We start from the raw sequence: 14301 nt of genomic DNA on the forward strand, positions 1-14301 counted from the left end.
AACTGGAAAATTTAATAATATCTTAAAGTGTGTATTAGGGTTTTAAAAGACTCTTTACTTCTAAGAGTTTTATCACTTTTAAAGCTAAAGAAGAGAGTGGAAGAGTGCTTAAAGCATCAAGAGGGAAAAACTTAAATTTGGAATTAGCAATAATATGTTGTGGAACGATATAGCAATGCACGCTTAGATTGTATTTTGTGTAGGCGTGTTTTAAGATTCCGATATTTTGAAGTTTTGTGGAATCTTTTTGCAAAATTTCTGGGAAATTATAAAGCCCATAATATAGCTTTTGTGTGCTTTTTACAAGAGCAATTTTGGAATCCTTAATACAAATTGCAAGATACAGAGATTTTTTAAGATTCCGCATTTGTTTTTTTGTCGCGAGAGCTTGCAAATGATTCTTTCCTTGACAAAATTTAGAGATTGGACAAATTTCGCATTTTGGTGATTTTGCAGTGCAGATTAATGCTCCTAAATCTAATAAGGCTTGATTGTGATTAAAAGAATCTTTTTTGTTTAAAAGTAGCCTTGCTTTTTCTTCTAAAATCTTTTGTGCAGGGTTCTTTAATGCAAAAAGACGAATTAAAATGCGCTTAATATTAGAATCTACAAAACTCACGCATTGATTATAACCAAAGCACGCCACAGCTCCTGCGGTATAAGCACCAATCCCGGGAAGTTTAACCAAACTTTCTGCTTCTTTGGGTAATCCTGTTTTTGCACAGATTTTTGCAAGCTTTTGTAAGTTTCTAGCACGTGTGTAGTAGCCTAACCCTTGCCAAAGGCGTAAAACTTCTTCTTCTGTTGCTTGACTTAGAGTTTCTAAATCTGGAAATTTCTCTAAAAATGGAAAAAAATAACGCTCTAAAACAACTTTAACTTGTGTTTGTTGTAGCATAATTTCACTAATTAGCACTGCATAAGCGCGGTTTGGAATCGTTTTGTTACGCCAAGGGAGAGAATGGCGTCCATTTGAGCAATACCAAACAAGAAGGCTATTTTGGAGTTTTGTAATTTGGGATTCCATTAGAGATGTGGGATAATATGCTCTTTATAGAGTTTTAAAATCTCTTTAGAATCTTCAAGTTTAGAAGAAAGTAATTTTAAAGAAAGTGTTGTGATAGGCACTTGTTTTTTTAACTCTAAAATTTGTTCTAAGCAGTCTTGCGGAGTGCCAATAATCATATTCTCTAAAATTCTATCTTTGCTGAAAAATTCTGCCCTAAATTCTTCATAATTTGTAGCTTTGATAATAGCTTCAAATGTTGGGTTTGCTTCATTAGCGCGCAACATACATTGAGAGAAAATATCCGCACCAATTTGCGCTTTTTCTTCTGCTTTACTTCTTTCTTTGTCGATATAAATTGCACGTGTTAGTGCAAATTCAAAAGATTTTGTTGCTCCATTTTGCATAAAAAGCTCATAAATTTCTTTTGCATGTTCAAGTCTAAGCGTAAAAGCTCCTAAGAAGTTATAACCGCGTTTTGCAGCATCTTTTAATGTTTCTACATCTAAACTTGCGACAAAAAAGGGAATCAATCCCTTAGGGTGTGGGCGTATTGAAACATGATTAATATCAAAAAACTCCCCTTCAAATTGCACTTGGTCTTTAAAAAGCAAATTATGGATAATCTCTGCATTTTCTAGCATAATTTTGCGGTTGTTTGTTGGGTTGTTTCCCATTGCAATATCAAAAATAGGGAATGCCCCACGTCCAAATCCAAATAAAAAACGTCCTTTGCTTAGCAAATCTAATGTAGCAATTTCTTCTGCAAGTTTAATAGGGTGATAATGGGGAAGTAAGATTGCAGCAGAACCAACTTTAATATTTTTTGTGCGTGCTAGAGCGTGGCTCATAAGCGCAATAGGTGCAGGACAAAGTGTAAAATTATTAAAATGGTGTTCCCCAATCCATGCTTCATCAAAGCCTAAAGAATCTGCATATTCGAGCAATTCCATTGCATCAGAAATTGCAGAAGTCTCGTTATTCTCCCAGTTTTCAATGAGTTCAAAGATTCCACTTTTCATTAGTTTTCCTTATTAGTCTTTTAATGTTTGCATATCAATCACATAACGGAATTTCGCTTTTCCGCTTGTTAGATTTTCATAAGCTTCATCAATTTTATCAGCACTAATGATTTGTGTTTCAGGATAAATTTTGTGTTTTAAGGAATAATCTAGCATTTCTTGTGTTTCTTGCATTCCGCCAATTAGAGAGCCATAAACTTTGCGCCCTGCGTTAAAGACTAAGTTTGTAATATTAATATCTGGGCTTACTTCTCTTGGTGGAAGTCCAACAATAGCAAGTTCTCCGCCAAAGCTTAAAAGATTAACATATTCCATAGGATTATATGCAGTTGGGATTGTGGAGATGATGAGGTTAAAGCGTTCTTTGACTCCTTGTGTGCTATCAAAAAGTTTTGTAACTCCTAAATCTTGCGCTTCTTTTTCTTTTTTTTTGTTGCGTGCAAAAACATACACTTCAGCTCCCATTGCTAAGGCGTATTTTACTGCCATAACTCCAAGCCCTCCAAATCCTGCAACAGCAACTTTATCTCCCTTTTTCACTCTACTAAATTTAAGGGGAGAATAGGTTGTGATTCCAGCGCATAACAAAGGTGCGACTTTTTCTAAAGGAGCATCTTGTGGCACACAAACTGCAAAATGTTCATTGACAACGATATTATTAGAGTATCCACCATAAGTAGGTTCATTATTATGAAAGCAATCTTTGCAATCATAAGTAAAAACGCATTTGCCATTTTCGCAAAACTGCTCTTGACTTCTTTTACAAGCATCGCATTCCCCGCAACTATTCACCATGCAGCCAACTCCTGCATAATCGCCTACTTTAAACTTGCTCACTTTGTTTCCTACTGCAACAACTCTTCCTGCAATCTCATGTCCTGGAACCATAGGATAGATTCCATCATGCCATTCACTGCGTGCAGAATGAATATCACTATGGCAGATTCCTGCAAATAAAATTTCAATAACAATATCATTTTCTCCCATAGGATGTCGCGTGAAAGAAAACTTTTCAAATTTAGAATCTTTGTCTTTTACTGCATAGCCAAATGCTGGAATTCTTTGCCCTAGGGGAATATTTTTAAAATCTTGCATAGCAATCCTTTGTGTTTGTAGATTTAAAATTATATGCTTTAATCGTTTAAAATATTGATAAAATTGCATACAATTTTAGTAAAGCAAAAAGTGAGAATCATAAATTATGGAAATATCAGATAGTTTTGCGCTATTAGAGTTTTTAAAACACAAAAACTTATTGCCTAGTATAGATTCTACCTATAAGAGTGATGATAGTAGGTATTGGTGGTGGCCAAATGCTTTGAGTTTTGAAGTGGTGGTTGGGGCAATTTTGGTGCAAAATACACGTTGGGAACAAGTAGAGATTGCTCTAAAGAAGCTAAAAGAACATAATGTATTAGATGTGGAATCTTTAGCAAAATTGCCTTTGGAAGTTTTGCAAGAAATGCTGAAAAATGTTGGATTCTTTCGTCAAAAAGCATTGAGATTGCAAGCATTGTGTGCAAATCTTTTAAAAGATTTTGGGGATTATGCAAGTTTTTGTAGGAATGTAGATAGGGAATGGTTGCTTGCACAAAAAGGAATCGGAAGTGAGAGTTGTGATGCGATTTTAAACTATGCTTTAGGGCGTGAAGTGATGGTTGCAGATGCTTATACTTATCGTTTGCTAAAGAGTTTTGGCTATGCGTTGGAATCCTATGAAGCAATGCAAGAATGGCTAATGCAAGGTGTGGTAGAAAATTATGCAAAAGTTTGTGCGTTATATGGCTTTGCGATTCCTTTGAATCTTTTATATGCAAGGTTTCATGGCAAAATTGTAGAATATTCTAAAGATTTAAGGAAGAAATGATGCAAAATAATTATCAAGAAAATCTAGAAGCGTTGGAAGTCTTTTTGCAAATTTGTAAGATTCCACATGCGAGTAAACATACAGAAGCGTTGAAAGAGTGGATTATACAATATGCGCAAAAAAGTGGCGCAGATGTAAAATGGGATAATGCTGGGAATATCCATTGTGTCAAAGGAAAGCCAAAATTGTGCTTACAAGGGCATTATGATATGGTGTATGTTTCTAAAAATGCACATTTTAGTGTGATTCCAGAATTTATAACAGAAAATCATCAATCTTATCTTTGCGCTAAGGATTCTAGTTTGGGTGCAGATAATGGCGTAGCTGTGGCTTGTATGTTGCTTGCATTAAGAGATTGTAAGAATATTGAGTGTTTATTTACCAATGATGAAGAAATTGGAATGGTGGGTGCAAATCATATCACGTTAAATTTACAGGCAGAATCCATGCTAAATTGTGATAGTGAAGAGATTGATGAAGTTGTTTGTGGTTGTGCTGGGGGATATGATTTAGAGGGTGAAATTACATTATCTCTTTTAGAGATTCCACAAAATTGCGTGTTTTATAAGTTAGAATCTAAAGGTTTTGTTGGTGGGCATAGTGGAATTATGATTCACAAAAATATTCCTAATGCAATTATTGAAGGTGCTAAGTTAGCAAAAGATTTAGTTAATAGCGGAGCATTAATTGTTAAGTTTAGTGGAGGGGAGAAGCGAAATTCTATTCCTGTTGGTGTAGATTTTTGCGTTGCGATTCCACAAGAGAAATTGCAAGATTGTGAAAAAATCCTAAAAAATACCACACAATTTAATGCACAAATTACAGAATCCTATCCTTATTATTTTGACGCAAAACTCTTGCTAGAAGCGATTTTAAGCCTTAAAAATGGTGCGCTTGTAATGCGTGAGGATATGCCGATTCTATCTAGTAATATTGGAATCCTAAACCAAAGTGTGCAAAAAGATACAATCATTTTTAATCTTATCGCAATGGGTAGGGGAAATGTAGAATCTCTAATGTTAGAGCATTTAGAACAAGAAAAAATAAAATTGGGCAATCTAGGATTTAGCGTAAAAGTTCAAGATTATTATTCTCCTTGGGAAAAAGAAGAGAATATATTGGTGCAAAAAGTATGGGAGATTTATCAAACACAAAGAAAAAATCCTTGCTTAAAAGAGATTCACGCGGGTTTAGAATGTGGAATCTTAAAACAAAAATATCCAAAAATCAATTTTGTCTCTATTGGTCCAACAATCTTAAATCCGCATTCTACACAAGAGCGATTAGAGATGGAAAGTTTTGTGCAATTTGACAGAATCTTAAAAGAGATTTTAAAAAGATTTGACGCGATTTAGCCAAACGCAAAAGAGATTCTGATACAATGGCGCAAAATTTAGATTTAGGAATTTATGATGCAAAATCACTTTAAATGGAAGATTTTTATTTCAAGTATGGCACTTAGTGTTACAATGGCAAGTGTATCTTTAGCTGCGCCTTCATTGGTAAGCGGGGTAGCATTTTTTGTCAATGGTGATCCTGTAACTTTGATTGAGCTTTATAGAATGCAGCAACGTGAGAAAATCTCACAAGATGTTGCGGTGGATCGATTAATTAATGAGCGTTTGCACGAAGAAGAGATTAAAAAGCGCAGACTTAGTGTAAATGATTTAGAAGTTGAAGATGAAATCCAAAGGGTTGCTAAACAAAATAAAACAACACCTGAAAAAGTAAGACAATATGTAGAAGGTAATGGTGGCAGCTGGGCGACTTATAAAGAAGATATTAAAAAAGAAGTTCTAAAGCGCAAATTGTATCAAAGCATTACGCAAGAAAGTTTAAGAACGGTTGATGATAAAGAAGTGCGTGAGTATTATAATGCTAATCAACGTGAATTTTTAATCCCGCAAAGTATTGATGCGATAAAGTTTTATAGCAAAGATAGTGCTGCGATTGAGCGTTTAATCCAAAGTGGGGGAAAGGTTGTTGCAGGGAATGTTAAACAAGAAAATGAAGTGTTGCAAACTGCGGCATTAAATCCGCAAATTGTTTTATCTTTTGTGCAAGGAAAAGTAGGGGGATTCACACCGATTTTTCCTATTGGAGAAGATTATGTAACATTTTTGATTAAAGGCAAGCACAATCCAGTTCTTTTACCTTATGAGAGTGCGCGTAACATTGCTTTGCAAAAAATTATGCAGCATAAAGAAAATTACGTTATTTATGAGTATTTTGAAAAATTGCGCTCAAATGCAAAAGTCAATATTGTGCGCTTAAATTAAAAATATAGAATAAGGGGATAAGAATGCAAACTATAAAAAAACTAGGAATCTTGACAATAAGTTTAACGGCTTTGGTAATGATGGGATGTTCAAATAAACAAGAAAAGTATAATATTGTTCCTAATAATCCACAATCTGTAAAGTGCTATAACGAAGGCACAAATACAGCAAGAAATTGTGATGATACAGATTATAATAAAATTTTGGAATCCCAAAAAGTATGGAATATTAGTGCATACAGCTACAAACACACCGTAACTCCGCTAAAAAGCGATGCAGACAGTAATTATAGTATGCGCTTTGAAAAAGGAATGGTGAATGGAAGTTTTGGTTGTAACAATTTCTTTGGAGCTTACACGCTAAAAGATGGAATCTTAAAAGTTGGAAACGCAGGAATGACACGCAAAATGTGTGATGAAGCAACAATGAAAAATGAAACAATGCTAGTTGAGCATTTCTTAAATGCAAGCACAAAAGTTTTGGTTGTTAAAGAAGATAACAAAATGGGTAAAATTTTCTTTTTAGGCAAGGATTTTTATTTAGTGTTAGACTAAGCGTGTAAGTTTAAAGAAAAATTTATCAAAGTTACAATAGGCTTCCAAAAGCCTACAAAGGCTTAAAGAATTATAAAGGCTATAAATGTGGGTTACAAAATCCTATAATGATAAATTTCAACAAGAATATAAAATAGAGCGCAAACTATTAGAGATTAAGGGTTCAAAGCATACATTAGAGTTATTTAACTCTCAAGCTTTTGGAGAAATTGCTTTACTTGATGAAGGGTTGTTGTTACAAAATATGCTTTTTGTGCAAAGTGAATTGCTCGCACATCTTAGTGTTTGTTCGCATAAGAATCCTAAGCGTGTGTTAATTGCCGGGAGCTTTAATTTAGAATTAGCGTTTGAGTTTTTGCGACATGATGAAGTGCAAGTTGATTTCTTGCAATTTGACTTAAAGGTTTTGGAATCTTTAATTAGTTTCTTGCCGCATTACAAAGAAGTGATGGAAGCAGAACGATTCCAACTTATCCCTCAGCTTAGTGAAGAGTTTTTGGAGCAAAATGCACAAGAAGAGCGTGCAAAATACGATATTATAGTGCTTTGCAATTCTAATAGTAATGCAAATTCTTATGCAAAATTGCTAAATGATGATGGAATTTTGGTGCTTAAATCTCCGCATATTTTATTGGAGACGAATGAGGTAAAGGCATTATTGGAATCCCTAGAAGACTTTAGTGTAAAAATGCCATTTTTTGCGCCATTGTCTGTGTTGCAGGATTGCTATATTTTTGCCTCTAAGCTTTATCACCCAATGGCTGATATTCAACTGCAAAGAGCGGATATGCTAGATGATTTGCGCTATTACCATGCAAATTTGCATTTAAGTGCATTTGTGCTTCCAAAAGCAGTAAAATCTGCACTCTTTGGAGTGGCTAAAAATTGAGTTTAAAATACGCAATTGCGTTAAGCGGGGGTATAGGAAGTGGTAAAAGCACTGTAGCATCTTTGCTTAAACTCTATGGCTATCAGGTTATTTGTGCGGATTCCATTGCGCATAAAATTTTAGACGAAAACACAGATGCAGTTATTGCAGTATTTGGAGAAAGAATCCTAGATACAAATGTAAAGATTAATCGCAAAAAACTTGGTGAAATTGTATTTAATGATACGACTTTGCGCAAAAAGCTAGAAGATATTTTGCACCCAAAAATTAAGCAAGAGATTTTAAGGCTTGCAAAACAAGAAGAAGAAAAAGGGATTCCATATTTTGTGGATATTCCTTTATTCTTTGAGAAAAATAATTATCCCATTGCGCATTCTTTGTTGATTGCAACGACACAAGAATTACAGATTTCACGTTTGCAAAAGCGCAATGGATTTAGCAAAGAAGAAGCATTACAACGCATTAATGCACAAATGCCATTGGAACAAAAACGTGCAAAAGCAAGTTATGTGATTGATAATTGTGAAAGTTTGGAATCTTTACAACAAAAATTAGAATATTATCTACAACAACACTTACCAAAATTTTAAAATTTAAATTAGTTTTGTTTGATGAAATCATTGACTTAGAGAATCCTCATTTTTCCATCTTTTATCTCCCAAATATCCTCACAAAGAGTGTAAATAATACGCATGTCATGGGAAATTACAATATAAGTCAGAGAAAATTGTTGTTGAATTTGTTTTAAGAGGGTAATAATTTGAGCTTGCAACAACATATCTAAATTGCTTAAAGCTTCATCTAAGATTAGAACAGATGGCTTTGTAATAATTGCTCTTGCAAGGGCAATACGTTGTTGTTCTCCACCACTAAAATGAATCGTCTTTTTGTGCAAAGATTCTATGTTTAATCCCAAAGATTCTACAATTTGTTCCATAGCTTTATTGCATTCTTCTTGAGAATATCCAAGATTTTTTAAGGGTTCAATGATTGCTTCTTTGGCACTGAATCTAGGATTTAAACTCGCAGGAGGATTTTGAAAAACAACACCAATATGGCGACAATATTCCTTTTTATGTTTTATAGGAATCGCATTTAATGTGATTTTTGCTAAAGGAGAAGTTTGAATTCCAAGTAAAACTTTTACTAAAGTGCTTTTGCCAGCACCATTCGCCCCTATAATTCCAGCATTTCTATTTTTGTATAAACAAAATTCAATATTTTCTAAAATTTTTTTAGGATTTTCTTTAGAAAAAAATCCCCCTCGTTGATAGGAAATATTAACATGTTTTGCTTCTAAGAGAATTTTTGAATCTGTGTGTTCTTGCACATTCTGTTTAAAATGTTTTTCTGATGCATTTAAAAGATTATGCGCATTTACAAAAGAGCTTACAATGTTTTGAGTAGATTGAAAAAATTCCTTCTTGCTACCTTGCTCTTGTATTTCGCCTTTATCCATTAATATAATGCGATCAGCGTATTTTTGCGCAAGATTTAAATCGTGCGTAATAAATAAAATCGCAAAATCTTGCTTTGTTTTTAGATGATAAATTAAATCTATTAGCTCCTTTTGTCCGGATATATCAAGATCGCTACTAGGTTCATCAGCAATTAGCAAAGGGGTATAGGAACATAAAGCAATAGCAATCATTACTCTTTGCAACATTCCACCGCTTAGCTCAAAAGGATAGGCTTTTAAAACAGAAGAGTCAAGTTCAACATCTTTGAGTAGTTTTTTATAAGTAGAGAATTCCATAGGAAGTTTTTTTGCATAAAAAGTCTCATCAAAGTGTTGCTGAATCGTAAAGATAGAATCAAAACAAGAAGCGGGATTTTGCATAATAACTCCAAACTTTCTTTGGCAATGCCATCGCACCGCTCCAGTCGTTTGTAGATTTTCTGGCAAAAGCCCCATAATTGCCCTAGCACTTAAACTTTTTCCAGAGCCAGAAGACCCAAGTAACACAAGCATTTCATTTTCATAAATATCATAGGTGATATTACGTAAAATCGTATGTTTTGAGTGATAGAGGCTAAAGGATTCAAAAGATACGAGTTTCTTCATAATATCTCACATTCAGGGTCAAGCCTATCTCGCAAGGCTTCCCCTAAAAGATTAAATAGAGCGACAGTAATAAAAATTGCCATACCCGGGTAAAGCATTAATTCATAATGTTCCATAATATAAGGGGAGGCATCATTAATCATAACGCCCCATTCAGGAGTGGGTGCAGCCACCCCAAATCCCAAAAACGAAAGCCCGGAAACATGCAAAAGCATATGCCCAATATCCAATGTTATAAGAATGATTATTTGTGAGAATACAGAGGGTAAAATATGACGCACAATCACTTGAAATTCGCTTGAACCCATAGCAATACTTGCTAATACAAAAGAATGGCTGCGTGCTTCTAAAACTAAAGAACGAACCATTCTTGCATACCAAGCCCAGTGTGTTAGCACAATAGCAATCATAACATTACTTAAACCCACACCTAAGATACCGATTAAAAACAAAGCAAGGATAAAAGTGGGAAAAGCAAAAAAAGCATCACAAATACGCATCAAAATAGAATCATAATATCCCCCCTTATATCCTGCAATAAAGCCTACAATAAAAGAAAAAAATAAAATTAAAAAACAAATTACAAAAACAGAAAATAATGAGGTTCTTGCTCCATAGATTAATCTTGTGAGCACATCTCTCCCAAGATGGTCTGTGCCTAACCAATGCTCTATGCTTGGCGGTGCAAATTTTGCTCCAATATCAATCTCTATAGGGTCATAAGGAAGCAAATGTGCAAAGATTGCTAACAAAAAGATACATAAAACGCCCGTTAGAGGGAGGTATAATTTTAAAGATTTTTTACTCATACTTGTTTCTCATAGCGAATTTTTGGATTTAAAAAAATATAAAGAATATCAATAAGTAGATTAATGCAAATAAAAATAGTCGTCATAAGAAGCATAAAACATTGCAAAACAGGATAATCATGGCTATAAATTGCACTTACTGCATAGCGTCCAAGACCCGGCAAAGCAAAGAGGATTTCTACAATCACAGCTCCTCCTAATAATTCTCCAAAATGCATTCCAAAAGAAGTAACAACTGGGATTAAAGAATTTTTTAACAAATGAACTTGAACTTGATTTTTGCTTAAACCTCTTGCTTTTGCATACAATAGACTTTTATCATTTTTATGTTCTAAGATGCTAGAACGAACAAGGCGGATATTGATACTTAAAGACATTAATGCAAGGGTTAAAGTGGGCAAAATATAGCGTTCAAATCCCATAGATTCGTAAGGCACAAGAATGCCAAGCTTCAAAGAAAAAAGATAAATTAATAAAAATCCAAACCAAAAACTAGGAAAGGAGACGCCACTAAAAGAAAAAAGTAAAATCAATTTATCATATATAGAATCTTTTTTGTAAGCTGCTAAAATTCCTACAGGGATACTCACTAAAACAATAAAAAACATAGCTAAAAAAGTAAGATTTAAAGTTACAGGCAAATAGTATAAGATATCACCAAGCACAGGACGTTTTGTAACATATGAGATTCCAAAATCCAATACGAATGCCTTTTTAAGCCATGATAAGTATTGCTCTAAAAAGGGTTTATCTAAACCAAGCTCCATTCTTGCTTGTTGTAAAGCTTCTTGTGTGGGTGGAATTTGAGATTGTGTCAAATAAGAAAAAGCTGGGTCAATAGGACTTAGGTGTAATAATAAAAAAACCACAAAGGAAATGACGATTAGCAAAGGAATCAGTAATGCTAATCGTTTAGAAATAAAAAGTAACATACAGATACTTTAAGGTTTTGCTGGCGTAAAGAGATGAAACATAAATTCTGTTTGCATTGCTCCAAATTGAAAATCTTTAATTCTATCTTTATGATAAACTGCCGGGATAAAACTATAGCTAATAGGCAAGTAAATCGCAGAATCATTTAAGGCATTTAGCACAAAATGATATTTTTTTTGCAAAATTTCTGAATCTGCAGCATTAGAATCTAAAATGTTTTGAATACTTTTGTCAATTTCAGCTTTATTAGGCAAATCTTTTTGGGCTGTATAATCTGCATGTGAAGATGTAAGCATAGAACCCAAGAAAGAATGTGGGTCGTAAGGATTTCCCCACGTCTCATTAAAGATAAGGTCAAATTTTCCATTTTTTTGCGTTTGATAAAAAGAAACTTCTTCATTTGCGATAAGATTTAATGTAATGCCTACTTTGGATAAATCTCCTTGCAAGGCTTCTGCGATTGCCTTTTGAATCGGATTTGTGCCAATATAAATCAAGTCTAATTCTAGTTTTTTGCTTTCTTTTTGACGCGTTTTGCCATTTAATTTCCAGTCGGCATCTTCTAAAAATTGTTGCGCTAATTCTTTGTTATAAGTGTATGGTTGTAGCTTTTGGTCTGCGTAAGGCAGGGTTGGACTAAATAGATTATCTGCTTTTTGTTCCGTATTTAGCAGGATTCCAGATATGACATTATCTTTATTGAAAGCATGTAGAATCGCTTTTCTAATTGCAATGTCTTTGGTTAAACGTTCAGAAGAAGCATTGATGACAAGCATTGTTGTGCCTTGAATGTCTGATTTTTCTGTAATGTAGCGTCCATCTTTTTGTAATCGGACAAAATTTTCAAGACTAAGTGAATCTTTGCCTGTTAAAATATCAACCGCTCCACTTTGTAAAGCCAAAACTCTTGCGTTAGGGTCTGGTAGAACTTTTACAACTAGGCGTTTGAATGCTGGTTTTTGTCCTTTGAAATGAGGATTAGGAATAAAAATATCATATTCCCCAAGCCTTGTTTCTGCTAATTGCCAAGCACCAGAACCAATGGGTTTCGCGATTCCTTTTGAGGTGTCATCTGTTTTAAAACCAGAAGGAGCTAGAATTCTAAAAGGTCTTGGGAGACTTAGCTCTTGAAGGGTTGCTACATACGGACTATTTAATTTTAATTCAAAATGCGTTGAATCAAGGGCTTTAAAAGATTCAATCTTATTTACAATGCCAAGCCAAGAATGACGCATTTTATTAAGCATAATAGCTTTAAAATTTTTTTCCACTGCAAAAGCATCAAGCGTGCTTCCATCAGAAAAAAGTTGCCCTTCTTTTAGGGTAAAAGTATAAGTTTTGCCATCATTAGAAATTTGCCAAGATTCGGCAATGGCAGGTTCTATTTTATTGTCTTTATCATAGCGCACTAAACCTTCATAAACAAGCACTTGAGCATACATTTGGTTGGGTGAATACAGGTGCGGATTTAAGGGTCCAGCATTGACTGGCCACGCGCTAACTAAATCTTGTGCGCAAGATAGTAGCGGAAAAAACATTATCCAAAATAGTAAGGTGATTTTTTTCATTTTTTTAACTCTCTACACTTTGAAGATATTTCTTTAGCTTTGTATTATAGCATTATTATAAACATCTACGCAATATATATGACACTTCCTTTTACGTTAAAATTCCAAACTTATTTTAAAATTTAATTTAGCTTTGTTTGCTATAATTTCGGCTTTTATTTGGAGTGTAGGGGTGTTAGCTCAGCTGGGAGAGCGCGACGCTGGCAGCGTTGAGGTCAGGAGTTCGAACCTCCTACACTCCACCATATGCGTCCGTAGCTCAGCTGGATAGAGCAACAGGTTGCGGTCCTGTAGGTCGGGGATTCGAATTCCTCCGGGCGTACCACTTTAAATTCTTTTACTTATTTTATTTATCTCGCTTTTCTCATCAAAATACAAATATTACAAACTCTATCAACCACAATCTTTTTAGTTTGTTTGGCATAATTATTGCTTGCAATTAAAGTGTGAATGAAATTTATAAGGGGATGGGGATTGCTATGGAGATAAATCATTGCTCAAATAATACACACTATTATCAGCATAACTCTTTAAAAACAAATGAAAATAAAGATTGTCAAGATTTTGGAGTTATGCTAAATGCCAAACAACAAGAATCGCAAAATGAAGAAGTGAAAAATAATATTCAAAAAGAGCAGAAAAATTTTTCTGCAAGTAAAAACGTTGAAAATAACAAAATATCAACTTATGCAGATATTGGACAACAAGCATTTGAAGATTATATGAATGGAAAAATAGAATTTGATATTTTTGTAAGAATAACAGCTGCTTCATTAAATTCTGCATTAAGTGAAGCTTATCAATGCTTTGAAGGAAATCCTTTTGATGGAATGAAAAGAATCCAACAAGGAAGAAATAAGGCAGATACTGCAAACAAAATTGAAACAGAAATCAATAAGGATATTGCTCAACTAAATCATAACTTTAATCTTGGAATGCCAATAGGTATGACGCAAGAAGAGCATCAAAGATTGCACAATAAAGCAAAAGATTTTCTTTTTGAGATTTTGCAAGAGTTAAAAGCTTAATTATCTTTCTCGCGTGGTTTTCTCTCCATTTTGTGAATATGCTCTTATCTTGTGAAACATTTTCTATTAAAAGATTCTAAAAATGATAAGAATCCTAAACTTTCATTCAAAAAAAATGAAAAAGTTTATTTTAGGATTTTTATTTAGCTTAGGAATCTCAAGCACATTATTTGCAGAAGTAGATTTAATTGCTCTTGCAACTAATGGTAAAGTGAATGAAAACTCTTTAGGAGTTAAAGCATTATCAGATGATGAAATGCAAAAGGTTGTGGGAGGGGCGT

The 14301-nt window shown here is 34.0% G+C and carries 14 protein-coding genes, 2 tRNA genes and 1 pseudogene; 10 read left to right on the plus strand and 7 right to left on the minus strand.

Translation table 11 applies throughout. The features are described 5' to 3' along the window. Nucleotides 1–34 precede the first annotated feature (34 nt). From mutY to LS70_RS07890, 3 genes are read right to left on the minus strand one after another with little or no spacing between them, the layout of a single operon-like run. Nucleotides 35–1027: an A/G-specific adenine glycosylase gene (mutY, locus tag LS70_RS07880; protein ID WP_034290619.1), complete on the minus strand. Its 993-nt coding sequence runs from the start codon at nucleotides 1025–1027 to the stop codon at nucleotides 35–37. Continuing rightward, entirely contained in the window at nucleotides 1027–2028 is a 1002-nt protein-coding gene (locus LS70_RS07885) for an LLM class flavin-dependent oxidoreductase (RefSeq protein WP_034290617.1), read from the minus strand. The genes mutY and LS70_RS07885 overlap by 1 nt, the downstream gene beginning before the upstream one ends. 12 nt (nucleotides 2029–2040) lie before the next feature. Further along, the gene (locus LS70_RS07890; protein ID WP_034290615.1) at nucleotides 2041–3123 is read right to left on the minus strand and encodes an NAD(P)-dependent alcohol dehydrogenase; all 1083 of its coding nucleotides are present in this window, start codon (nucleotides 3121–3123) and stop codon (nucleotides 2041–2043) included. A gap of 106 nt (nucleotides 3124–3229) precedes the next feature. Between LS70_RS07890 and LS70_RS07895 the strand changes: the two genes are divergently transcribed. The 6 genes from LS70_RS07895 to coaE all read left to right on the plus strand — a co-directional run bounded on the left by LS70_RS07895 (nucleotide 3230) and on the right by coaE (nucleotide 8207). Then, on the plus strand, nucleotides 3230–3895 hold the full coding sequence (locus tag LS70_RS07895; RefSeq protein ID WP_034290613.1) for a 3-methyladenine DNA glycosylase: 666 nt from the start codon (nucleotides 3230–3232) through the stop codon (nucleotides 3893–3895). Continuing rightward, nucleotides 3895–5250 (plus strand): M20/M25/M40 family metallo-hydrolase, encoded by a 1356-nt coding sequence (locus LS70_RS07900; protein WP_034290611.1) that lies wholly within the window; start codon nucleotides 3895–3897, stop codon nucleotides 5248–5250. The genes LS70_RS07895 and LS70_RS07900 overlap by 1 nt, the downstream gene beginning before the upstream one ends. Before the next feature lie 57 nt (nucleotides 5251–5307). After that, nucleotides 5308–6174 (plus strand): SurA N-terminal domain-containing protein, encoded by an 867-nt coding sequence (locus tag LS70_RS07905; protein WP_201273980.1) that lies wholly within the window; start codon nucleotides 5308–5310, stop codon nucleotides 6172–6174. Nucleotides 6175–6197: 23 nt separating this feature from the next. Next, nucleotides 6198–6728, plus strand: coding sequence for an META domain-containing protein (locus LS70_RS07910; protein WP_052083428.1), 531 nt, complete (start codon nucleotides 6198–6200; stop codon nucleotides 6726–6728). Nucleotides 6729–6813: 85 nt separating this feature from the next. Next, a complete protein-coding gene (locus tag LS70_RS07915; RefSeq protein WP_034290607.1) occupies nucleotides 6814–7617 on the plus strand; it encodes a spermidine synthase in 804 nt (267 codons plus the stop codon). Then, the gene (gene coaE, locus LS70_RS07920; RefSeq protein ID WP_034290605.1) at nucleotides 7614–8207 is read left to right on the plus strand and encodes a dephospho-CoA kinase; all 594 of its coding nucleotides are present in this window, start codon (nucleotides 7614–7616) and stop codon (nucleotides 8205–8207) included. The genes LS70_RS07915 and coaE overlap by 4 nt, the downstream gene beginning before the upstream one ends. 35 nt (nucleotides 8208–8242) lie before the next feature. Here the strand turns inward: coaE and LS70_RS07925 are convergent, their stop codons facing one another. Genes LS70_RS07925 through nikA form a run of 4 tightly spaced genes read right to left on the minus strand, consistent with a single transcriptional unit; the run spans nucleotide 8243 to nucleotide 12992 of the window. Then, nucleotides 8243–9682, minus strand: a complete 1440-nt coding sequence (locus LS70_RS07925) for an ABC transporter ATP-binding protein (RefSeq protein ID WP_034290603.1) — start codon at nucleotides 9680–9682, stop codon at nucleotides 8243–8245. Continuing rightward, a complete protein-coding gene (nikC, locus tag LS70_RS07930; RefSeq protein WP_034290601.1) occupies nucleotides 9679–10491 on the minus strand; it encodes a nickel ABC transporter permease subunit NikC in 813 nt (270 codons plus the stop codon). Before nikC ends, LS70_RS07925 begins: the two co-directional genes overlap by 4 nt. Next, a complete protein-coding gene (locus LS70_RS07935) occupies nucleotides 10488–11423 on the minus strand; it encodes an ABC transporter permease subunit (RefSeq protein WP_034290599.1) in 936 nt (311 codons plus the stop codon). The genes nikC and LS70_RS07935 overlap by 4 nt, the downstream gene beginning before the upstream one ends. Nucleotides 11424–11432: 9 nt before the next feature. Next, entirely contained in the window at nucleotides 11433–12992 is a 1560-nt protein-coding gene (gene nikA / locus LS70_RS07940) for a nickel ABC transporter substrate-binding protein (protein ID WP_034290597.1), read from the minus strand. A 169-nt stretch (nucleotides 12993–13161) separates the two neighbouring features. Here nikA and LS70_RS07945 point away from each other — a divergent pair. The 4 genes and pseudogenes from LS70_RS07945 to LS70_RS07960 all read left to right on the plus strand — a co-directional run. Next, nucleotides 13162–13237: transfer RNA gene (locus tag LS70_RS07945), tRNA-Ala, on the plus strand. A 3-nt stretch (nucleotides 13238–13240) separates the two neighbouring features. Continuing rightward, nucleotides 13241–13317: transfer RNA gene (locus LS70_RS07950), tRNA-Arg, on the plus strand. 154 nt (nucleotides 13318–13471) lie between these two features. Then, entirely contained in the window at nucleotides 13472–14020 is a 549-nt protein-coding gene (locus LS70_RS07955) for a hypothetical protein (protein ID WP_138109412.1), read from the plus strand. Between the two features lie 82 nt (nucleotides 14021–14102). Then, nucleotides 14103–14301: pseudogene (locus LS70_RS07960) on the plus strand (hypothetical protein); the annotation flags it as partial.

It is taken from the genome of Helicobacter sp. MIT 11-5569 (assembly GCF_000765695.2).
Classification (GTDB): Bacteria; Campylobacterota; Campylobacteria; order Campylobacterales; family Helicobacteraceae; genus Helicobacter_D.